This is a genomic window from Mesorhizobium metallidurans STM 2683 (genome assembly GCF_000350085.1).
In the GTDB taxonomy this organism is placed as follows: Bacteria; Pseudomonadota; Alphaproteobacteria; order Rhizobiales; family Rhizobiaceae; genus Mesorhizobium; species Mesorhizobium metallidurans.
This window is the reverse complement of sequence record NZ_CAUM01000058.1, coordinates 1-21,531: the sequence shown is the minus strand read 5'-3', so window position 1 is coordinate 21,531 and position 21,531 is coordinate 1. Positions and strand designations below refer to the sequence as shown.

Sequence of the window (21,531 nt, the reverse complement as noted above, 5' to 3'; positions counted from 1 at the left end):
CCTTAGCCCACATGTCTTTATGCCTTGCTCCTTTTCGGTCAGAACCGCGCCAGCCCTCAGCTTCTCCAGCACATTGTAGAGTACAGTCAGGGTCAGATCGGGATACTCAGCCAGCACCTTCTTGCGCAAGGCGTCGAGTTCCTCGCCGGCGTCGCGGAGTTTTTGTTTGAGGTCTTCCGGAGCATCCGGAAATGGGAATGGGTCGAAACAGCGGGATTTCGAATAACGCGGGTCGTTGCCAATACCGAGCCAACCGCCTGCACGTATCGCCCAAAAAACATGACATCGCGAGGACAATATTGCCAACGGGTAGGCATCTGAAAAAGCGAACGCGACCACCATGTGATCGGGTACTACACTGCCATTTAGGAATTGAAAGTGCCGGTGCTTAGTCGTTTCCGTAGTGGCGATATAGCGGGTCAATCCTTCAAGGGCGGGGCGAAATTCCCTACGAGGTTCTGCAAAAAGCCACCATTTTCGGCGGTAGCTTTCACGGTTGTTTTGTTCACGGATAGGTTTGACGGTATTTAGCAGATGCTGATAGATGTTAGGCAGTTTCAAGCGGACGGATTCGGCGGTTAGATCGAAAAGATCGATTACAAAACGCTGACCCTTGCCGGTAATCAAATCTCGTCCATTTACATGTGGCCTGATGTACTGACCGGGGTTGGACGTAAGTAGTTTTGCTTCTGATGGCGATACAACGAAACCACGGCCTGCTAGAAGCATTCCATTATTTGCCAATCCCTCATTGGACATTAGCTTTGACGTGTGCGTCATGTCAGTACCAACTGACAAATCAGAATTGATCCGCCCCGAATTGATCTCGAATTCGATCTTCGGAGAATCAGTATCGAGACCGCTTTCGCGCGTTACCTCAAACTGCCTTCCATCTTTGTTTCCGGCTACAGCAACAGTCATCGCGATTCGAACTGAAGCCGCATCTGTCGTGGCCTTAGTCCATGGATGGTCGCCGACCGCAAATGTGATCGAGATTTGGTCTTTCGCAACCAAGTGCCGTTCTAATACCCGCCGATTGAAGAGTTGGGTTATCGAGTTTGTGGTGACGAGGCCAAAGCTTTTCAATGCAGTTTTTTTGCGTGTGAGCAATTCTGCCGCCCGGTCCCACCAGTACATGACGAAATCCGCGCTTTCGTTCATATGCGAATGCGCTGACCACAGAGATTCCAAGTAGCACTGGCCGAGGGCGGAACGCATTGGCTCACCTTTACCAATAAACGGTGGATTCCCGACGATGAACTCCGCCTCCGGCCAGTCAGGCCGGCGCGCGTTCGGAAACGTCTCGATTCGCTTGCCGTCCTTCTCCCCGACCGTGGGTATGGGATAGCCATCCCAGGTCAGCACGGCGTCATAGCCTTCCCGTTTGCCAAAGTTAATGTTCTTGAACGCCCGCAAGATTGGCTCTGCCGGATGCCCTGTCCTGGTGCGATAGTGCTGTTGCAAATACCCAATCCACACCACCAGTTCAGCGATCGCCGCAGCGCGCGGGTTGAGTTCCAGCCCGAGGAATTGATGCGGATCGACTGTCTCGCGCTCCAACCCAAGGCTTTCGTTGAAGCCGAGTCGGGCCAGGGTCTCCAGCACCTCACCCTCCAGTCGCTTCATAAGCTCCAGGCTGACATAGAGGAAATTGCCGGTGCCGCACGCCGGGTCGAGCACGCGCGTCAAACAAAGCTGATGATGGAAGCCTCGTACGATCTCAATGGCCTTGGCATCGTCGCCTTGGTCTTTGGCGGCCTCAGCCTTGGTCAGCGCCTTCTGCCAGTCGTCGCGCAGCGACTCCATCACGGTAACCTCGACCAGCCGCTGCACATAGCCGCGCGGCGTGTAGTGCGCGCCGAGCTTCTTGCGCTCGCTCGGCTCCAGCGCCTGTTCGAGCAATGTGCCGAAGATTGCCGGATCGACCTCGGTCCATTTGTACTCCGCGGCGGCAAGCAACTCGCCAATCTCTTCGCGTCCTAGCTCGAACACAGTGGTGCTTTTGAATAAACCGCCGTTAAAATGGCGTACTTTCGCATCTATGGACGCGCTCCAGTCACTGCCCCGATCCATGTCCTGCCACAACATCTTCAGTCGGTGCGGGAAGTGGGATGGGTCAGTCACGCTCTTGTTCAGGAGCGATTTGAAGCTATCGGTAGGCAGCAGTTCCACATCTTCCGCAAACATTGTGAACAGGCAGCGCATCAGGAATTGCGCAACGTCCTCAGGATTGTTTCCGCGTGCCTCCAGCGCTTTGCTCACCTCGGCCAGCCGCTTGGCGATTGCGCGGGTGACGCGAGCCGATTCACGCGCCGGGTCAAGCGACAGCGGGTCGGTCCAGATCTTGGCCAGCAGCTCGCGCATCTCCGCCTTGCGCAGGTCCTCCAGGTAGATCCGGAACCCCTTGCGGTCGGGAAACTGGCCGTAAGCGCGACCCGTGCCGGTGAAATCGGCGTAGATCTCGAAGGCGTTGCCGACGTCGCACGTGATGACGAATGGCGGGGCTGGGTGGTTGGAATCTAGCAGGAAGACATAGGTTTCCGCCTGCTTACGTGCGTTCTGCATCATCACATCCCAGCCGCGAGCTACGCTGCGGCGGCCGAGCTGTTCCGGTTCTTCGAGCAGCGACAATTGCTGGCCGGGCACGGCGTTCTTAGCACCGGGCAGACGCGACTGCTTGGCCTCCAGGATGAAACAGCCCTTCTTATAGAGGTCGATGCGCCTTGACGAGGCGACAGGATCGCTGTCGCGCGTCCTGACCGCGCGCTCGAACACATAGTCGTTGTGTTCGCGTTCGGCGCCGGCAGGCTCCGGCCGTGTGACGCCGATGACGTCGCAGAGTTCGGACAGGAACATCTGGTAGTTGGCGCGCTCCGCGCCACCTTCCCGCGCCGTCCACCTGTGAATGAATTCTTCGACTTGCACGTATTCCCCCGCTGGTGGCGAGAAAAACAGAATTCACTTTCAACAGCAACCGCGTATCGGCGCTGATGTGCTCGATAACCGCGTCCTGTTTATCCCTAGCGCAAACCTTCATAAGCCGGCGCTGCCCTCATCCGCCTGCCGGCACCTTCTCCCCGTGAACGGGGCGAAGGGAGCACTCCACCCCACCCAACCGTTTCTTAATCTGTCTTCGCTACACCCAAACCCAGAAAAGAGGCGGAAAACGGAGAGTATTGGGTGCGCTTTTCCGCGGCGACGACAGCCGGGCGGTTCCTGCCGCAGCGCCTTGCGCTGCGCGTAAAGCCGTTGCTTGGCCGCATCGACGCCGTGCTGTCCACCGCCGACGAGCGCGGCGAAGCCGGGCGCATGTCGCTCATCGCCTTTTCCATCCGCATCGTCAGCGCCGTCATCGCCTTCGTCAGCCAGGTGCTGATGGCGCGCTGGATGGGTTCGTTCGAATACGGCATCTTCGTCCTCGTCTGGGTGACGATGGTCATCGTCGGCAACCTCGCCTGCCTCGGCTTCCATACCTCGGTCATCCGCTTCATTCCCGAATACAGCGAGCGCGGCATGCTGGCCGAATTGCGCGGCATCGTGATGACCAGCCGCCTGTTCGTGCTGATCGCCTCCACCGCGATCGCAGCCCTCGGCGCGCTCGGCGTCTGGCTGCTCTCGCCCTTTATCGAAAACTACTATGTCGTGCCCTTCATCCTCGGCCTCATCCTGCTGCCGATGATCGCCATGTCCGACCTGGTGCAGGGGCTGGCGCGGGCGAATTCATGGGCGCTGTTCGCGCTGTCGCCGACCTTTCTGATACGGCCGGTGCTGATCCTGGCCTTCATGGCGCTGATGCTTCTGCTGGGCTACGCGCCCGACGCCAAAACCGCGATCTTCGCCGCGATTGCCGCCACCTATGCCACCACGCTCGGCCAGCTCGTTGGCGTGACGTCGCGCATCGACAAAAAAATCCCGGCCGGGCCGATGAAGGTGCATTTCGCGCAATGGTTCATCGTGTCGCTGCCGATCTTCCTGGTCGAGAGCTTCTTCTTCCTGCTCACCAACGCCGACGTGCTGATGGTCGGCGCCTATATGGACCCCGACGACGTCGCCGTCTATTTCGCCACGGTCAAGACGCTGGCGCTGGTGCATTTCGTCTATTTCGCGGTCAAGGCGGGCGTCGCCCAGCGCTATGCGCAGTTCACCCATGGCGAACCGGAAAAACTCGCCGCCTTCGCCCGCGAGACGGTGTCGTGGACCTTCTGGCCGTCGCTGGCCATGGCGCTCATGGTGCTGGTGCTGGGCGAGCCGATGCTGACCCTGTTCGGCCCCGATTTCACCTCAGGCTATCCGCTGCTGTTCCTGCTGGTCTTCGGCGTCGTCGCGCGGGCCGCCGTCGGCCCTTGCGAAAGCCTGCTCACCATGAGCGGCAACCAGAACATCTGCGCCGCCGTCTACGCCATGACGCTGGCCTTCAACATCGGCCTTAACATGGTGCTGATCCCGCTTTTCGGCCTGTGGGGCGCCGCCATGGCCACCGCCTTCGCCATGATCTTCGAGGCAGCCGCGCTGTCCTTCACGGTCTGGCGCAAGCTCGGCATCGTCATGGCTATTTTCTTGGCCGCCAAAGGAGCCGCGTGATGGCTGCCATCCCCTTGCTCGAGGAAACCAGCGGCGGTCCGGCCGGGGCCATGATGTCCGGCCTCGCCGGGCTCGCCCGCGAGGCCGATCCCGCCCATATCGAAATCCTGGCCAACAATCGCCCCGAGCGCAAGCTCGCCATCTATCCGGCCTCCGCCGGCTTCGACCTGGTCGAGGAACTGGATTATCTCTGCGCCCGCACGATCGAGCCCAACATCTTCTTCAATCCGCGTTTCCTGGCGCCGGCCATGCCGAGGCTGGAAGACCGCGAGGTGCGGCTGGCGGTGATCCGCGACGGCGACGAATACCGCAACCGGCTGCGCCTGCTGGTGCCGTTCTCGGTGGAGCGGCCGGGCGTGCCGCTCGGCGTCCCGGTCATGCGCACCTGGTCGAGCCCGTTCGGCCCGATCGGCACGCCGCTGGTCGACCGCGACGACCCGGTCGGCGTCATCGAGGATTTCTTCGCGATGCTGTCGCGGCCGCATCTCAAATTGCCGAAGGTCTTCGTCCTGCCCGACGTCAGGCTCGACGGCCCGGTGGCCAGCCTCTTTGCCAGCGTCGCCGAAACGCATGGCCTGACGCTGGTCATCACGGGCAAGGCCGAACGTCCGGTGCTCGAAAGCCAACTCGACGACGAGGCATATCTGAAGGCCTCGCTGCGCGCGCACCACTATCGCGAATTCCGCCGCCTGAAGCGCCGCCTCGCCGACCTCGGCAGGCTGGAGCATCAGGTGGCGCGCGGACCGGAAAATATCCGCCATGCCATAGAAAGCTTCCTGACACTGGAGGCGGCGGGCTGGAAAGGCCGCGAGCGCACCGCCATGGCCATCGACCGCTACCGCGCCGCCTTCGCCCGCGAGGCCGTGCACAGGCTGGCCGAACAGGATCTGTGCCGCATCCATTCGCTGACGCTCGACGACCGCACCATCGCCAGCCTGATCGTCTTCGTCGAGGCCGGCGTCGCCTACACCTGGAAGACGGCCTATGACGAGACGCTTGCCACCTATTCGCCGGGCACGCTGTTGATGATCGAGGTGACCAGGCAGCATCTCGACGACCCCAACATCATGATGACCGATTCCTGCGCCGTGCCCGACCATCCTGTCATGAGCAGGCTGTGGATGGAGCGCAAGCCGATGGGCACGCTGGTCATCGGGCTTACGCCGGACGCCGACCGCCTCGCCCGCCAGGCGGCGTCACAGCTTCATCTCTACCGCGAGACCCGCAACATGGCGCGCCTCCTGCGCAACCGGATGCGGAGCTTGCTGGGGCGGCGGTAGACCCGGATGACGATCTCAGGCAAGGATAATCCATGAGCAACGAGATCTGGACCGCCTTCATCTACGGTATCTTCGCGCTGGCGGCGATCGGCTGGCTGGTGGGTGCGTTCATCGATCGCAGCCCGAAGGCGGGTCTCGCCCTGCTGGGATACACTCTGGTCGTACCAGCCGTTGGCGCGATGTTGATGGGCTTTTTCTGGCTATTTACCATACTATGGGCAGAGGCCGGCTGATCATCCGATTGTCGGCAAGCCTCGACATGCGGAAAATGCCCGTCGGCGTGAGCCAGTGTGCTCGTCGAAAAAAAGGGTGGTGCGCCTCAGCGGCCCTGAATCGAACCGTCTACAGTCCTCCTTCGCCAAGGCTTCGGAGGACACTCCTTCGTCTAGAGCGGCTCATCGTTTCACGGAAACGCCGAACCGCTCTATCTCTTTGTTTTTGCGCAATTCCGGACGGAAAACCGTTTCGCACTTTTCCTGGAATTGCTCTAACGAGCCCGGGTGGCCTGCCACCCGAAGCTCGAAGAGCGAAGGGTGGTGCCCCTAGCCGGGATCGAACCAGCACTCCTTGCGGAACTCGATTTTGAGTCGAGCGCGTCTACCAATTCCGCCATAGGGGCTCAGGCCGGACGGCCTGGATGGGCGCGGACTATACGGTCGGAGGCCTGTTCGTCAACTGGCCAATTCGCAACGACCGCAAAGCTGGCGCACAACCTCGAAGTCAGGCCCGGTTTTGCCACGCTGACGATCGGCTCGAAAAGACTTGGCCGCCGATGAGGCTTCATTCGATCTGAAGCCAGTGGGGCGGTTAAGCGCATCCGACTGGAAAGCCCTGGTGCCCCGAAAGATCCGGGCAGAAGCGATCCCTGTCATCCAATCGTTAAGAAAAGTTAATAAGAAATAGGAGCGATCTTGTCCTCTTTGGGCTGGAGGCCTACCTCGCGCGGGGGGGATATGATCTACTGATTTTTCTACTGAAATTCGCAGTTCTTCAAGTATTTTTGTAGTATAATTGGGGTCGAACGATGTTTTCAGGAAACCCGACAAGTACCGCGTCATTGCGCAGCGCATGGCCGAAGCTCGCTGGTGGCATCATCGCCCTTGCCGTTGCTTTGGCCGTTGCCCTGACCGGCCCCGCCGCCCGGGCCGAGCCCATTCGCGGCGCCGGATCGACCCTGGCCGCGCCGGTCATCGCCAAATGGGCAGCCGCCTACGAGAACGCCCGCGCCGATGGCGGCGACTATATTTCGCCCGATTGGAAGGTTGACTACGAAATCGTCGGCTCGCTCGCCGGCGTCCTGCGTCTCGATCGGCTGGAGATGGACTTTGCCGCGACAGATGCGCCTGTCAATGCCGCCGACCTCAAGAAAGACGGCCGCCAGCAGTTTCCGATTGTGATGGGCGCCATCGCCGTCGTCGTCAATCTCGACGGCATAGGTCCAGGAAGCCTTCGCCTGACCGGGCCGCTTCTGGCCGACATCTATCTGGGCAAGATTCAGAACTGGTCCGATCCTGCGATCAAGGCGGCGAATCCGGATCTGACGCTGCCCGATCTCAGGATCAGCGTTCTACACCGCAAGGATGGTTCCGGCTCGACCTTTGTCTTCACGGAGTATCTGTCGGCGGTCAGCGAGGAATGGAAGACCAAATACGGCGCCAATACGCTGATCTCGTGGCCGCTCGGCGCCGATGCGGAAGGTACGCAGAACCTCATTCGAGCCGTAAATAACACCAAAGGCGCGATCGCCTATGCCGAATCCGGCCAGGCCCAGCGCGCAAGCCTTTCCTACGCGCTGATCGAGAACAGATCCGGCAAGTTCGTCAAGCCGGAGCCGGAGGGCGTGCAGGCTGCCGCGACATCTATCGACTGGGCGCAAACGACCGATTTTTACGCCTCACTCACCAATCGTGACGGCGATGCAACCTATCCGATCAGCACGGCGGTGTTCGCGGTCGTTCAGGTTTCGGGGCGTTCGGAACATCGCTATCGCCGCGTGCATGACCTTTTCAGGCTAGCCTTCACGCAAGGCGCAGGCGACGCCGCGGCACTCGGCTACGTGCCGTTGCCGAAAGCGCTCGTCGACCAGATCGAGCAGTACTGGGCAGGACGGGCCGCTCTCGCAAACTGAGGGTGAACGAGGGCCGAGGCTCGGCGCCAAGCCACTTCGGGCAGCAACTGAACTTCGTGTCGGTGTCGCAATGGCGACTTGTTTGGGGATAGCGTGAAATGGACATAGATATCTTCAAGGATATCCTCGTGCCGGTGATCGGCGGATTGGGCATTTTCATGCTCGGTCTGGACTTCATGGCAAACGGCATCCAGGCACTCTCGGTCAACCGGATGCGCGATTTTCTCGCCAAGGCGGCGGGAACGCCGATCAAGGGCGTGCTGGCGGGAACGCTGATCACCGGCGTCATCCAGTCGTCGACCGCGATGAGCGTCATGGTCGTCGGCCTGGTCAATGCCGGCGTCATCGCCTTGCGGCCTGCGATCAGCGTGATCATGGGCGCCAACATCGGCACCACGCTTGGCAACGGACTTATCGCCCTGCCGCTCGGTCCGCTCGGATTGATCCTGGCTGGCGTGTTCTCGCTGGTCTACTGCTTCGCCAAGAGCGAAAAGGTCAAGAACATAGCGCTCGCCTGCATGGGTTTCGCGCTGATCTTCTACGGCCTGAACCTGATGACAGGCGGCCTGCGCCCGCTGCGCAACCTGCCCGAAGTCATGTCGCTGCTGCAAACCCTCAAGGCCGATTCCTTCCTCAACCTTCTCAAATGCGTGTTCATTGCCGCTGGCGTCACGGCCATGATCCACTCGTCTTCGGCGACGATCGGCATTGTCATGGGCCTTGGCGCCGCTGGCATTCTCGACTGGACGACCGCTGTCGCCTTCTCGCTCGGCGCCGATCTCGGCACCACGATCACGTCGTGGATGGCTTCACTCAACCTTTCGAAGAACGCCAAGCGAACCGCTTACGCCCACATATCGTTCAACATCATAGGCGTCTGCATCACCATCCCGCTGTTCTTCGTCTCCATCCAGGTACTGGAATGGGCCATGCAGTTCTTCGGCGGCGATCCGGCCGTTCCGGTGATCGTCGACGGCAAGGAGACCTTTCCCCTGGTGCCGGTGGCGGTCGGCCTCTACTCGACCTTCTTCAACGTCTTCAACACGCTGTTGCTGTTTCCTTTCATCGGCGTGTTCGAGCGGGTGTTGTCGCGTGTCGGCCACACGGACGCGGAGGACGCGGAGGATTTCTCGACGCCGAAATTCCTCGATCGCAAGCTCGCCAGCGACTTTGCCAAGGCCGTTCCCGCCGTGCAGCAGGAGACGGCGCGTCACCTCGAAGCCGGCGCGATGTTCCTCGACATCGCACGCGGGTCGAAGAAAGCACCGTCCGATCCGGGCGAGCACTATCTTGCAACCGATATCCTCAGCCGCGATATCCGAGCCTACACCGCCGCGCTGATGAAGGAGGATCTGCCTTACGAACAGCTCGACCTGATTGCCAGCCTGATCGAGGAAGCGGACTTCACGGCCGCCTTGACGGAATCGATGCACCAGGTGGCCCGGCGCGTCAAACGCGAGAAGTTCAGCGGTCCGGCTCAAGCCATCGTCGAAGTCGCGCTGAACAAGCTCGATGCCTCGCTGCGTGAGATATTGCCCGACTACGGCATTGCCAACCCGAAAATGCCGGCCGGCCATGTCAGCTTCCCGGAGGTCGAGGAGTTGCGTGCCCGCACGCTGGCGCTGGGACCGAACGCGGGAGCCGGCGAACGCGGCACGATCCTGGCCCTGCTCGGTTCGATCGAGCGGGCGGAAATCCTGATCCGCCGCATCGATGCCGAGCGCAAGTCCGTCAACCGCGCAAGCGTGGTCGCCCGTGCATCGGCACGCAAGGAAGACAAGCCGCGCCCGTATGGCGACGCCGGCCTCAGCCCGGTTCCGGCCGAATAGGCAGACGCAAGACGAAGGTTGCGAGCGGTATCGCCATCCGGCGATACCGCTTTCGCGTTTGGGCGGCATGCCCGACACCGTCTTTCGATTTCGTGAAGCTACAGCCATTGTGCGGCGCGGAAAATGTTTCTAGACAGACGGCTCGTCTGAACAGGAGTGCCGATGCTTCGCGGACTTTACGACTGGACCTTGTCGCTGGCGGCAAGGAAATCCGCCGAATGGTGGCTGGCCATCATCGCTTTCGTCGAAAGCTCGGTGTTCCTGGTGCCGGCCGACGTGCTGTATCTGCCCATGGCGCTGTCGCGGCCCGATCGCGCCTATCGCTATGCGCTGGTCGCCACCCTCGCTTCGGTGCTGGGCGGGATCGCCGGCTGGTACATCGGCCACTATGCCTATGACGCCGTGGCAAAACCGATCCTCGAATTCTACGGCAAGTATGACGACTTCGAGGCGCTGCGCACGAGGGCGGGCACCGGCTTCATCGTCCTGATGCTGATCACCTCCGGCCTCGCTCATCTGCCGCCGATCAAGGTGGTGACGATCCTCTCCGGCGTCATCGGCACGCCTCTGCTGCTGTTCATCCTGCTCGCCATCGTGGCGCGCGGCGCTCGTTTTCTATTTCTTGCCTGGCTGTTGCGCCGTTATGGCGAGCCGATCCGCGAGTTCATCGAAAAGCGTCTTGGCCTGATTGCGAGCGCCGCCGCCGCTGCCCTGATTTTGCTCTATATAACAGTCAAATACGCCATCTGATGCATGTCGCAGCGGTTTTGGGACAACGACATGCATGGCGAAAAGGCTGAGTGGGCGCGAACCAGGACAGAAGATCGATGACAGCGACTGTAAATCCCGACACCGGACGTCAACGCATGCGAGCGGCCTTGTTTCTCGCCGTCGCCATGGCCGCCACCGTTGGGTCGGCGCTGGCCTTCCAATATCTCGGCGGCTACATCCCCTGCTATCTCTGCCTGGAACAGCGCACGCCTTACTACATCGGGGTGCCGTTGATGCTGCTGGCGGTGCTCGCATCGGTGCTGAGCGCACCCGCATGGCTGACGCGTGGCCTGCTGGCGGTCGGCGGCCTGCTGATGGTCTATGGCCTTTATCTCGGCGTCTACCATTCGGGCGTCGAATGGGCCTGGTGGCAGGGACCGACCGACTGCACCGCGGGCGCCGGATCGGTCGACACCGGCGGCAAGGGCGTGCTTGACGCGCTCGACAAATTCGTTCCGCCCTCCTGCGACAAGGCGGCGCTGCGTATCCTCGGCCTGTCGCTGGCCGGCTGGAACGCCATCGCCAGCTTTGTGCTTGCAGTGGTCGCGTTCCGCAGCGCCTTCGCCCGGGATTGAGCCAGCGGAATTCAAGTGCTTCGGAGCGCCCTCTCCGCCGCCTCAGTGTGGTCCACGCGATCGATGAACCGGCGGGCACGAGGGATGGGATCATACAGATATTGATTCGGGCCCAACATTTTGCGTTGGTTCAGCTCGGCTGTATCCAGTAAATCGAAATCGACTCTCTCGATCGTGCAGCCCACCCATCGTTTTTCGAGGTCCATCCTTTTCTGTGATGTTCGAGGAGTCGCCGGCGGTCAGAATAGCCGTGATAGTCGAAGGCGACGGTGCCGTTCGTCACATAGATATGGTTGCCGGAAAAATCCTCGTCCGGGATGATGCGCTCTGCATAAAACCCTTCAAGAGGGCCGAGCTCAAGGAAAGTCCCAGCAAGGATATGGCACGCACCGTGACCGAAGAAGATGCGGTCTGGCAGTGCCCACCGTTTTTGCGGATTTTTCTTGATGCCGTGCTTCAGGATATACATGCCGTAGCCAAAACCGTGAGCACGGGAAGCGCAGAAAATAGCTTCAGGCGGCCAGCCTCCCGAATTATCGAACGATCTCAAGGTTCCAGTTCGACATCCCAGTAGAGATAATCCATCCAGCTTTCATGCAGATGGTTGGGCGGGAACAGCCGGCCATTATTGTGCAGATCGTGCACCGTCGGCTGGTAGGGTTTTTGCAGCGGCCACATCTTGGCATGTGCCGGCATCATCCCGCCTTTCCTGAGGTTGCAGGGCGAGCAGGCGGCGACGACATTCTCCCACGTCGTCGCGCCGCCGCGATGGCGGGGGATGACATGGTCGAAGGTCAGATCCTCCGGCGTGCCGCAATACTGGCACTGGAAACGGTCGCGCAGGAAGACGTTGAAACGGGTGAAGGCCGGATGCCGCGACGGCTTCACATAGGCCTTCAGGCTGACGACGCTCGGCAGCTTCATCGAGAAGGTCGGCGACGACACGGCGTGCTCATATTCGGCGACAATGTTCACCCGGTCCAGGAACACGGCCTTGATCGCGTCCTGCCACGACCAGAGCGACAAGGGGTAATAGCTGAGCGGACGGTAATCCGCATTCAGCACCAGCGCTGGGAGCCCATCCGGAGATACGGCAACCGTCACTTCATTGGTCTCCTTGGTTCTAGAACCGGTCGGCGCGGATACTGTAAGCCCGACATGACAGGGATGTGAAGCGGATTGTCGCTCGCCCAAAGTGTCAAAAATGCATGATTTCAATGCTTTTTTGCGATTTCAGGCCGGGGGCGTAGCGTCTCTGCCCCTTGTTTCGCGATAGTAAGCCCAGAAAAGCCGCGATGCGACACCTCGCCACGGGCTCCATGATTCGGCGATCTGGATCAGCGTTTTCTCCGGCGGACGCGGGTCGATGCCGAGCGCGTGGCCGACTGCCGTTTGTAGCGCGATATCACGCGCGGGGAAAACATCGGGATGGCCGGCGGCGAACAGCAGATAGACTTCCGCCGTCCACGGCCCGATGCCCGGCACGGCCGTCATAGCCGTGATCGCTTGGGGGGCATCGAGCGAACAGAGATGGTTGAGGTCGAGCCCATCAGCCACGGCCTGGGCAATGGCGACCAGGCCACGCTGCTTCGGCCGCGACAGGCCGGCTTCGCGAAAGGTATCCTCGCCGGCGACGAGGATGGCCTGTGGCGTCAGCGGATCGACGAGCTTTGTCAGTCGCCCGAAAATGGCGTCGGCGCTGGCACGCGACACCTGCTGTGAAACGACGATCGAGGCAAGGCTTCTAAATCCCGGCTCGGACAGCCGAAGCGGCACCTCGCCGGCCATGCAGCGCACTCTTTCCAGGCGCGGATCGATCAGGCAAAGCGCATCGAGGCCTTCCGCAATGTCGTCAAGATTGGCGATGCGTTGCATGAGTGCTTGTTCCCGGCGCAAAGTGGCTGACCTAACCAGGCACAAACTAGCAACCGGCTAAAGTGCCTGACAATCCGATTGCCGCCTGAGAGATGACACTCCTGACATTCCGATTCGCACCGAGCCCGAATGGCGAACTGCATCTCGGCCACGCCTATTCGGCGCTGCTCAACCAGCAGATGGCAAAAGCGGCCGGCGGGCGCCTGTTGCTGCGCATCGAGGACATCGACACGACACGCTGCACCCCGCAATTCGAGGCCGGCATCTATCGTGACCTGAAATGGCTCGGGCTTGGCTGGGAAGAGCCGGTACGCCGCCAGTCCGGGCATTTTACGGACTATCAGGCAGCGCTCGACCGGCTGATCGGGCAAGAGTTCGTCTATCCGGCCTTCATGAGCAGAAGCGAGATCAGAGCCTTCATTGCCGACAGGGAAAAGCGCGGCCGCGACTGGCCGCGCGACCCGGACGGCGTACCGCTCTATCCCGCCGCCGACAAGGCACTCCCGGTGAAGGAACGCCGGCGGCGGATTGCCGGGAATGCACCTTTCGCCTGGCGGCTGGATGTCGATGCCGCAATGGCGCATGTCGGCAAGGCCCTGTCTTGGACAGAATTTACGGATGAGACGCTTTCCGCGACACGACAAATCGAGGCCAGGCCGCGGGATTGGGGTGACGTGATCGTGGCGCGCCGCGACGTCCCGACCAGCTATCATCTCGCTGTCGTCGTCGACGATGCGCTGCAAGCCGTCAGCCATGTCGTGCGGGGCAAGGACCTCTATGCCGCGACTGGCGTCCAGCGCCTGCTTCAGGAAGTGCTTGGCCTGCCGCAGCCGGCCTATTTCCATCATCGTCTCGTCCTTGGTCCAGATGGACGAAAACTGTCGAAGAGCCTTGGCGACACCGGCCTTGCCACTTTGCGCGAGGCTGGCGCCTCGCCGGACGATGTCAGAAAATTGGTCGGGCTCTGATCCTCGAAGAGAATGTGGGTTCGCTATGCGTTCAATTCGAATGACGTATGGATCAATCGTTTCATTTTGCGCCCCGGATTGAACCGCATTAGAGCATCGCCCGGTCAACTCTCACCAGCGTGGCGGTCTTCCGGAAAATGCACAGCATCAAGCAGTTCATCCCCGCCACCTTTGTCGTCCTGTGGGCGACCGGCTTTATCGGTGCGCGATACGCCATGCCGTGGGCGGAACCCTTCACCTTCCTCGCCGCACGCTTCATCCTGGCAGCCATCCTGTTGGTTGCCTTGATGGCGGCACTTGGTTCGCGGCGCGCGAGCCGCGCCGAGGCGCTGCATGCGACCGGCGCCGGCATTCTGATGCATGGCGTCTATCTCGGCGGCGTGTTCTGGGCGATCCACAGGGGCATGCCCGCCGGGGTGTCGGCCTTGATCGTCGGCTTGCAGCCGCTGATCACCGCTGTGCTTGCCGGCAAGTTCCTCGGCGAGGCCATCTTGCCGCGCCACTGGACCGGTCTCGGCATCGGCCTGGTCGGCGTGATCATTGTGCTGTGGCCGAAGCTCGGCTTGATTGGCGGCGGCGTGACATCAGAGACGTTGGCTGCCTCGCTGGTCTCGGTGCTTGGCATGAGCGCCGGCACGATCTGGCAAAAGCGCTTTGCCTCCGGCGGCGATCTGGTGGCGGCCACCATGTGGCAATATGTCGGCGGCGCCTCGCTGATGACCCTGGCTTCGCTCGCCTTCGAAACGCGCACGGTCACCGCCAATGGCGAGCTGATCTTCGCCATGGCATGGCTGGTGCTGGTGCTGTCGATCGGCGCCATCTTCCTTTTGATGATGATGATCCGCGATGGTGAGATGTCGAAAGTCGCCTCGCTGTTCTACCTGGTTCCGGCGGTCACCGCGCTCATGGCCTGGGCGTTGTTCGGCGAGCACCTGAACCTTGTCCAGATCGTCGGCATGGCGATCACGACGTTCGGCGTCGGCCTGGCCACCGCTCAGCCGATCAGGAATCAGCCAACCCGGGCGCGCGCCTCGAGATAGCGGCTGATCGCGGCGTTGAGCTCACCGCCGAGGATGAAGATCGCCGAGACGATATAGAGGAAGACGACGGCGATCATGATCGAGGCAAGGCCGGCATAGGTCGTCACATAGGACGAGAAATGGTCGAGATAGGTAGCAAAGATGGTTGAGCCGATGAGCCATGCGGCCAGTGTGAAGAGGATGCCCGGTACGATCGAGACGAAGCGGCGCTTGCCCGCCGGCAACCAGAAATGCACCGCGAACAGGCCGCCGACGATAACGGCCGAGGCGATGACGTAACGCCATAGCGTGATCGTGCCCATATAGGGTTTTATCCATTCGAAATTGGCTTCGGCCAGTCGTGCCAGCAATGGCGCTAGAACCAGCAGCAGGCTGATCGCCAGGAAGCCTGCCGTGGCGATCAGCACGAAGGCGATGCTCTGCACCCGGCGGTAGATGATGCCGCGCGTTTCGGAGACGCGGTAGGCGCGGTTCAGCGAGGTGCGCAGCGCCTCGATGCCGTTCGAGGCGAAGAAAGCGGCGAGCACGACGCCATAGGTCAACAGATCGGTGCGCCGGACGGTAAGCACGTTGAGCACTTCGCGGGCGATCGGCTTGGCGATCTGCTCCGGCCAGGTGTCGAAGACGATATTCACGGCCGTCTCGGCGAAAGCCTGCGCACCGAAGAAACTGGCCAGCGTCGTGGCAAAGATCAGAAACGGAAACAGCGCCATCAGCGCCGTGATCGCCAGATGGCTGGCCATCGCCCAGCCGTCATCGGTATTGAAATGGCCGAGCGCGTCATAGAGCACGCGGCGCAGGGCGACAATGTTCCGCAACAAGAACCGCATTCCCTTCGATTGTCTCGACGCCGCGAATATGGGAAGGGATTGCGGCAAATGGCAACCCTAGGTCAAACCACGAATCCCACTGCGGAAGAGTTGCGCACCGTCATCGTCACCGGCGCCTCTTCCGGGATAGGCGCCTATTGCGCCCGGGCGCTGAAGGCGGATGGCTGGCGGGTGTTCGCGACGGCGCGCAAGCCGGACGACATCGCTGCCCTCGAAGCTGACGGCATCGAGGCCTTCTATCTCGACTACCGCGAAGCTGTATCCATCGAGGCCCTCGTGGCGTCGGTGCTGGAGCGCACCGGCGGACGGCTCGATGCCCTGTTCAACAATGGCGCCTACGGACAGCCTGGCGCCGTCGAGGACCTGCCCGTTGCTGCGCTCAGGGAGCAATTCGAGGCCAATGTCTTTGGCTGGCATGACCTCACCCGCCGTGTCATGCCCGTGATGCGCCGCCAGGGCCATGGCCGTGTCGTTCATTGCTCCTCGATCCTCGGCCTGACGCCACTGCGCTTTCGCGGCGCCTATGCGGCATCCAAGCATGCGGTCGAAGGGCTGATGCTGTGTATGCACCAGGAGCTGCAGGGCAGCGGCATTCATGTCTCGCTGATCGAGCCGGGGCCGGTGACATCGAAGATCGCCAGCAACGGGCTTGTATGGTTTTTGAAGAACATCGACTATGAGAACTCCGTCCACCGCCTCGCCTACAAGTCACAACTGGAGAGGCTGCGCGCCGGCGGCAGCACGTCGCGCCTGAAGCCCGGTCCGGAAGTGGTTTATGCCGCCTTGCGCCATGCGCTTCTGTCGCGGCGCCCCCGCCCGCACTATGTGGTAACAGTGCCGGCCAGGATCGGCGTGATCCTCAAACGCATCCTGCCGGCATCGATGCTCTACCGCCTGCTTGCCAAACGCGCCTGAACGCAATCGAACTGGAACCCCACTATGGCAACCGTCTTCAATGTCCTCGCCGTTCTCGTCATGGCCGCCGTGGTGGTCGTGCTGGTCCGCGGCCTCATCAACATGATGCGCGGCGGCGACGGCGTGACCTCCAACAAGCTGATGCAGGCGCGCGTGCTGTTGCAGTTCGTGGCATTGGTGCTGATCATGCTGGCCGTCTGGTTCACCCGCAAATAAGACAACCGGCGAGTTCGGGAGGCAGAGCGTGGTCAAGCTCAACAGGATCTATACCCGTACCGGCGACGACGGCACCACCGGCCTCGGCACCGGCGAACGGCGGCTGAAATCCGATCCGCGTGTCGATGCCTACGGCACGGTCGACGAGGCCAATGCCTGTATCGGCATGGCTCGCCTCCATACCGCAACGACGCATCCATCGATCGACGCCATGCTTTCCCGCATCCAGAACGACCTCTTCGACCTCGGCGCCGATCTGGCGGTGCCCGACGACGGCAAGCCGCTCGGCTATGAGCCGCTGCGCATCACAGCCTCGCAGACCGACCGTGTCGAAAAGGACATCGACCTTCTCAACAAGGACCTTGAACCGCTCAAATCCTTCGTACTTAACGGCGGCACGCCGGCCGCAGCCGCCCTTCACCTCGCGCGCACGGTGGCGCGGCGTGCCGAGCGCATCATGGTGGCTTTGGCGCAAGATCCGGCCGAGCCTGTCAACCGCGAGGCGATCAAATACATAAACCGTGTCTCGGACTTTCTGTTCGTCGCCGCGCGCGCGGTCAATGACAATGGAAACGCCGACGTGCTATGGATTCCCGGCAAGAACCGCTGAATTTCGCAAAAAGCGGGAGGGTCCGATGTTTATCCCGCTCTACGACACCAACAAGCTGCGCCACATCAGGCTGCAATATGTCACGATCGGCCTGATCGTGGTCAACACGCTCATCTACCTTGCCACCACGCTCGGCGGCGAGGCATTCGCCAACGCGGCGGTGCTCGGCCTCGGCTTCATTCCGTCCGTCGTTCACGACAAGGTGGAACTGGCGCCGCAGTTTGTCGTGATCCCCGAGAGCTTGAGCTACGTCACCTATTCCTTCCTGCATGCGGATATTTTCCACCTCGGCGGCAACATGCTGTTTTTATGGGTGTTCGGCGACAATGTCGAAGACGCGCTCGGCCACGTCCGCTATCTGATCTTCTATCTGCTTTGCGCCATCGCCGGCGCCTTCTTCCAGGGCCTTGTCGCCTGGGATTCGCAAGTGCCGCTGATCGGCGCCTCGGGCGCCATCGCCGGCGTGGTCGCCGCCTATCTGATCCTCTATCCCAGGGTGAAGGTATGGGTGCTGGCCTTCGCCCGCATTCCATTGCGTATCCCGGCTTTCATCCCGCTCATTTTGTGGATCATCTTCCAGGTCGTGATGTTCGCCGCGGGCGGCGAGGATCAGGTTTCCTGGGCCACCCATGTCGGCGGCATCATCGCCGGGGCGGCGCTGGTGCTGATCTTGCGCAGACGCGGCGTACCGCTTCTCGCCGCCGCGGATGAGGCGCCCGCTGTGGCGACCGACCCGGCGCTCATTGCTCCATGGCCTGAAGCCCGCGAGCCGCCTGCAGCACAGCCGGCACCGCGCTGGGGGCGCGCGTCGGCTCCGGACTGAACCGATTTGAGTAGCTAGCGCATATTGACGTGCAGGTTTGTCGCAACTACGGAAGCGTTTCCGCCACCGCCTAGGCGGTTGAAGACCAGAATTCCGTCCGGAATGTCGGCTTTCGACAATTCTGCACAGGCGTAGGCTGCTATAGCGCGCGAACTATCTCAAGAGAGGTGACAGGCAAAATGAAGATCCTTGTGCCCGTGAAGCGGGTTGTGGATGCGAATGTGAAGGTTCGCGTGAAGGCTGACGGTTCGGCGGTGGAACTCGCCAACGTCAAGATGGCGATGAACCCGTTCGACGAGATCGCGGTGGAAGAAGCGATCCGGCTGAAGGAAGCCGGCAAGGCCGAGGAGATCATCGTCGTTTCGATCGGGCCGCAGCAGGCGCAGGAGACCTTGCGCACCGCGCTCGCCATGGGCGCCGACCGCGCCATCCTGGTCAAGACCGACGAGCAGACCGAGCCGCTCGGCGTCGCCAAGGTGCTGAAGGGCGTGGTCGAGGCGGAACAGCCCGGCCTCGTCATTCTCGGCAAGCAGGCGATCGACGATGACTCGAACCAGACCGGCCAGATGCTGGCCGCACTGCTCGGCTGGGCGCAGGGCACTTTTGCTTCCAAGGTCGTTATCGATGGCGACAAGGCCAAGGTGACGCGCGAAGTCGATGGCGGCCTACAGACGGTGGAACTGAAGATGCCGGCGATTGTCACCGCCGATCTGCGCCTCAACCAGCCGCGCTATGCCTCGCTGCCCAACATCATGAAAGCCAAGAAGAAGCCGCTCGACGAGAAATCGCCGGCCGATTTCGGCGCCGACGTCAAGCCTCGGCTGAAGGTGCTCAAGACCGAGGAGCCGGGTGGCCGCAAGGCTGGCGTCAAGGTCAAGAGCGTCGCCGAACTGGTTGACAAGCTCAAGAACGAAGCCGGCGTGCTGTAAGGAAATCCGATGAGGCCGGCCTGCAAACGGCCGGTTTCTCCGCTCGCCGAGGCGACGTACTGAAGTACGCTCCGCTCCGGTTCTCGAAACCAACCGTTTTCGACTCGGCCTGACCGGATTTCAGGGAGTCTCGAAAACGAAAGTCAGGGATATCATAATGGCTATTCTTCTGATTGCCGAACACGACAATGCGACGCTTTCCGACCAGACCGCCAAGGCGCTGTCGGCGGCGCTGCAGATCGGTTCGGACGTGCATGTGCTGGTTGCCGGCAAGGGCGCCAAGGGCGCCGCCGATGCCGCCGCCAAGCTCAAGGGCGTGACCAAGGTGCTGCTCGCCGAGGCCGACGAACTGAGCGAGCGCCTCGCCGAACCGCTGGCGGCGCTCGTCGTCAGCATAGCCGGCTCCTACGACACCATCGTCGCGCCGGCGACATCGTCGGGCAAGAATGTCGCGCCGCGCGTGGCCGCACTGCTTGACGTGGCGCAGGTATCCGAAATCATCGAAGTGGTCTCGCCCGACACCTTCAAGCGGCCGATCTATGCCGGCAACGCCATCCAGACCGTGCAGTCGAGCGACGCCAAGAAGGTGATCACCGTGCGTACCGCCTCCTTCCAGGCAGCGCCCGAGGGCGGCTCGGCCGCGGTCGAGACCGTCAAGGCCGCAAGCAATCCCGGCCTCTCCTCCTTTGTCGAAAACAAGCTCTCCGAGACCGACCGTCCGGAGCTGACCTCGGCCAAGATCATCATCTCGGGCGGCCGCGCGCTGGGCTCCTCGGAGAAGTTCCAGGAAGTCATCCTGCCGGTCGCCGACAAGCTCGGCGCCGCCGTCGGCGCCAGCCGCGCCGCGGTCGACGCCGGCTATGCGCCGAACGACTGGCAGGTCGGCCAGACCGGCAAGGTCGTGGCCCCGGATCTCTACATCGCCGTTGGCATCTCCGGCGCCATCCAGCATCTCGCCGGCATGAAGGATTCGAAGGTCATCGTCGCCATCAACAAGGACGAGGAAGCCCCCATCTTCCAGGTCGCCGACTACGGCCTCGTCGGCGATCTCTTCGTCATCCTGCCGGAACTGCAAAAGGCGCTTTGACGCTTTCTGCCAAAGCGTATTAAATTGTGAAGGGTGGGGTAGACGAAGCTGCACCACCCTTTTACTTTGCACCGCACAAAAAGCAGGCCGCAAAGGCCTTTTTCGACGGGATCGGTGTAATGAGCAAGATCGAGACGATCGGCATCATCGGCGCGGGCCAGATGGGCGGCGGCATAGCGCATGTGTCCGCGCTTTCGGGCTACAAGGTGCTGATCTACGACATCTCTCCTGATCGCATCGAGAAGGGCATCGCCACCGTCAGCGGCAACATGGCCCGCCAGGTCGGTTCCGGCAAACTGGAAGAGAAGCTGCGCAACGACGCGATGGCGCGCATTTCGGCAGCACCCGCCATGGCCGACCTTGCCGGCGCCGATCTGGTGATCGAAGCCGCGACCGAGGACGAGACGGTCAAGCGCAAGATCTATGCCCAGCTCTGTCCCCAGCTCAACCCCGAAGCCATCCTGGCGACCAACACCTCTTCGATCTCCATTACTCGTCTCGCCGCGCAGACCGACAGGCCTGAGCGTTTCATCGGCATTCATTTCATGAATCCGGTTCCGGTGATGAAGCTGGTCGAACTGGTGCGCGGCATCGCCACCGAGGACCAGACTTTCGAGGCGGCGAAGGCCTATGTGAAGCAGCTCGACAAGACCATCACCGTCTCCGAGGATTTTCCGGCCTTCATCGTCAACCGCATCCTGCTGCCGATGATCAACGAGGCGATCTACACGCTCTATGAAGGTGTCGGCTCGGTCGACGCCATCGACACCGCCATGAAACTCGGCGCCAACCATCCGATGGGGCCGCTGCAGCTTGCCGATTTCATCGGGCTGGATACCTGCCTGTCGATCATGCAGGTGCTGCATGACGGCCTGTCGGATTCGAAATACCGCCCCTGCCCGCTGCTGGTGAAATATGTCGAGGCCGGTTGGCTCGGCCGCAAGACCGGGCGCGGCTTCTACGACTATCGCGGCGAGCATCCCGTTCCGACGCGCTAAAGCATTTTGCAGCCAAGTGAAATCACTTGGCGTCGCAGAAATTGCGGCTAAAACAAATAGATAACAGATAGATAGA

Annotated in this window: 20 protein-coding genes, 1 tRNA gene and 1 pseudogene; 16 read left to right on the top strand and 6 right to left on the bottom strand. The window is 61.5% G+C overall.

The window, feature by feature from the left end:
• On the bottom strand, window positions 1-2,925 hold a 2,925-nt coding region (locus tag MESS2_RS10245), incomplete at its 3' end, for a class I SAM-dependent DNA methyltransferase (RefSeq protein ID WP_040592644.1).
• A gap of 255 nt (window positions 2,926-3,180) precedes the next feature.
• Between MESS2_RS10245 and MESS2_RS10240 the strand changes: the two genes are divergently transcribed.
• Genes MESS2_RS10240 through MESS2_RS10230 form a run of 3 tightly spaced genes read left to right on the top strand, consistent with a single transcriptional unit; the run spans window position 3,181 to window position 6,094 of the window.
• The gene (locus MESS2_RS10240) at window positions 3,181-4,581 is read left to right on the top strand and encodes a lipopolysaccharide biosynthesis protein (protein ID WP_008874131.1); all 1,401 of its coding nucleotides are present in this window, start codon (window positions 3,181-3,183) and stop codon (window positions 4,579-4,581) included.
• Window positions 4,581-5,861 carry a GNAT family N-acetyltransferase gene (locus tag MESS2_RS10235; protein ID WP_008874130.1) on the top strand — a complete coding sequence of 427 codons (1,281 nt, stop codon included), beginning with the start codon at window positions 4,581-4,583 and terminating at the stop codon, window positions 5,859-5,861. Before MESS2_RS10240 ends, MESS2_RS10235 begins: the two co-directional genes overlap by 1 nt.
• Window positions 5,862-5,893: 32 nt before the next feature.
• Window positions 5,894-6,094 carry a hypothetical protein gene (locus MESS2_RS10230; RefSeq protein WP_008874129.1) on the top strand — a complete coding sequence of 67 codons (201 nt, stop codon included), beginning with the start codon at window positions 5,894-5,896 and terminating at the stop codon, window positions 6,092-6,094.
• 301 nt (window positions 6,095-6,395) lie between these two features.
• On the opposite strand, the gene MESS2_RS10225 is transcribed toward MESS2_RS10230, so the two are convergent.
• Window positions 6,396-6,480, bottom strand: a tRNA-Leu gene (locus MESS2_RS10225).
• A 405-nt stretch (window positions 6,481-6,885) separates the two neighbouring features.
• On the opposite strand from MESS2_RS10225, the gene pstS reads away from it, so the two are divergent.
• The 4 genes from pstS (at window position 6,886) to MESS2_RS10205 (ending at window position 11,164) form a co-directional block, all read left to right on the top strand.
• Complete coding sequence (pstS, locus tag MESS2_RS10220) at window positions 6,886-7,989, top strand: phosphate ABC transporter substrate-binding protein PstS (protein WP_008874128.1); 1,104 nt, start codon at window positions 6,886-6,888, stop codon at window positions 7,987-7,989.
• Window positions 7,990-8,087: 98 nt separating this feature from the next.
• On the top strand, window positions 8,088-9,818 hold the full coding sequence (locus MESS2_RS10215; RefSeq protein ID WP_008874127.1) for a Na/Pi cotransporter family protein: 1,731 nt from the start codon (window positions 8,088-8,090) through the stop codon (window positions 9,816-9,818).
• Window positions 9,819-9,980: 162 nt separating this feature from the next.
• A complete protein-coding gene (locus MESS2_RS10210; protein WP_008874126.1) occupies window positions 9,981-10,568 on the top strand; it encodes a YqaA family protein in 588 nt (195 codons plus the stop codon).
• A 77-nt stretch (window positions 10,569-10,645) separates the two neighbouring features.
• Entirely contained in the window at window positions 10,646-11,164 is a 519-nt protein-coding gene (locus tag MESS2_RS10205; RefSeq protein ID WP_040592641.1) for a disulfide bond formation protein B, read from the top strand.
• An 11-nt stretch (window positions 11,165-11,175) separates the two neighbouring features.
• On the opposite strand, the pseudogene MESS2_RS10200 reads toward MESS2_RS10205, so the two are convergent.
• The 3 genes and pseudogenes from MESS2_RS10200 to MESS2_RS10190 form a co-directional block, all read right to left on the bottom strand.
• Window positions 11,176-11,633: pseudogene (locus MESS2_RS10200) on the bottom strand (hypothetical protein).
• Window positions 11,634-11,710: 77 nt separating this feature from the next.
• Window positions 11,711-12,268 carry an HNH endonuclease gene (locus MESS2_RS10195; RefSeq protein ID WP_008874122.1) on the bottom strand — a complete coding sequence of 186 codons (558 nt, stop codon included), beginning with the start codon at window positions 12,266-12,268 and terminating at the stop codon, window positions 11,711-11,713.
• Window positions 12,269-12,397: 129 nt separating this feature from the next.
• Window positions 12,398-13,039: a DNA-3-methyladenine glycosylase family protein gene (locus MESS2_RS10190; protein WP_008874121.1), complete on the bottom strand. Its 642-nt coding sequence runs from the start codon at window positions 13,037-13,039 to the stop codon at window positions 12,398-12,400.
• 92 nt (window positions 13,040-13,131) lie between these two features.
• On the opposite strand from MESS2_RS10190, the gene gluQRS reads away from it, so the two are divergent.
• Both gluQRS and MESS2_RS10180 read left to right on the top strand, forming a co-directional pair.
• The gene (gluQRS, locus tag MESS2_RS10185; protein WP_008874120.1) at window positions 13,132-14,007 is read left to right on the top strand and encodes a tRNA glutamyl-Q(34) synthetase GluQRS; all 876 of its coding nucleotides are present in this window, start codon (window positions 13,132-13,134) and stop codon (window positions 14,005-14,007) included.
• A 137-nt stretch (window positions 14,008-14,144) separates the two neighbouring features.
• The gene (locus MESS2_RS10180) at window positions 14,145-15,047 is read left to right on the top strand and encodes a DMT family transporter (RefSeq protein WP_008874118.1); all 903 of its coding nucleotides are present in this window, start codon (window positions 14,145-14,147) and stop codon (window positions 15,045-15,047) included.
• Here MESS2_RS10180 and MESS2_RS10175 read toward each other — a convergent pair.
• Window positions 15,017-15,877 carry a YihY/virulence factor BrkB family protein gene (locus tag MESS2_RS10175; protein WP_008874117.1) on the bottom strand — a complete coding sequence of 287 codons (861 nt, stop codon included), beginning with the start codon at window positions 15,875-15,877 and terminating at the stop codon, window positions 15,017-15,019. The two genes, MESS2_RS10180 and MESS2_RS10175, sit on opposite strands and share 31 nt — an antisense overlap.
• A gap of 48 nt (window positions 15,878-15,925) precedes the next feature.
• Here MESS2_RS10175 and MESS2_RS10170 point away from each other — a divergent pair, with 48 nt between their 5' ends.
• The 7 genes from MESS2_RS10170 to MESS2_RS10140 all read left to right on the top strand — a co-directional run bounded on the left by MESS2_RS10170 (window position 15,926) and on the right by MESS2_RS10140 (window position 21,455).
• Window positions 15,926-16,792, top strand: a complete 867-nt coding sequence (locus MESS2_RS10170; protein ID WP_008874116.1) for an SDR family oxidoreductase — start codon at window positions 15,926-15,928, stop codon at window positions 16,790-16,792.
• A gap of 24 nt (window positions 16,793-16,816) precedes the next feature.
• Window positions 16,817-17,008, top strand: coding sequence for a twin transmembrane helix small protein (locus tag MESS2_RS10165; RefSeq protein ID WP_008874115.1), 192 nt, complete (start codon window positions 16,817-16,819; stop codon window positions 17,006-17,008).
• Between the two features lie 28 nt (window positions 17,009-17,036).
• The gene (locus MESS2_RS10160) at window positions 17,037-17,618 is read left to right on the top strand and encodes a cob(I)yrinic acid a,c-diamide adenosyltransferase (RefSeq protein ID WP_008874114.1); all 582 of its coding nucleotides are present in this window, start codon (window positions 17,037-17,039) and stop codon (window positions 17,616-17,618) included.
• Between the two features lie 25 nt (window positions 17,619-17,643).
• Window positions 17,644-18,441, top strand: coding sequence for a rhomboid family intramembrane serine protease (locus MESS2_RS10155; protein WP_008874113.1), 798 nt, complete (start codon window positions 17,644-17,646; stop codon window positions 18,439-18,441).
• Between the two features lie 179 nt (window positions 18,442-18,620).
• Window positions 18,621-19,370: an electron transfer flavoprotein subunit beta/FixA family protein gene (locus MESS2_RS10150; RefSeq protein WP_008874111.1), complete on the top strand. Its 750-nt coding sequence runs from the start codon at window positions 18,621-18,623 to the stop codon at window positions 19,368-19,370.
• A 157-nt stretch (window positions 19,371-19,527) separates the two neighbouring features.
• The gene (locus MESS2_RS10145) at window positions 19,528-20,457 is read left to right on the top strand and encodes an electron transfer flavoprotein subunit alpha/FixB family protein (RefSeq protein WP_008874110.1); all 930 of its coding nucleotides are present in this window, start codon (window positions 19,528-19,530) and stop codon (window positions 20,455-20,457) included.
• A 119-nt stretch (window positions 20,458-20,576) separates the two neighbouring features.
• Window positions 20,577-21,455, top strand: a complete 879-nt coding sequence (locus MESS2_RS10140; RefSeq protein WP_008874109.1) for a 3-hydroxybutyryl-CoA dehydrogenase — start codon at window positions 20,577-20,579, stop codon at window positions 21,453-21,455.
• Window positions 21,456-21,531: the final 76 nt, after the last annotated feature.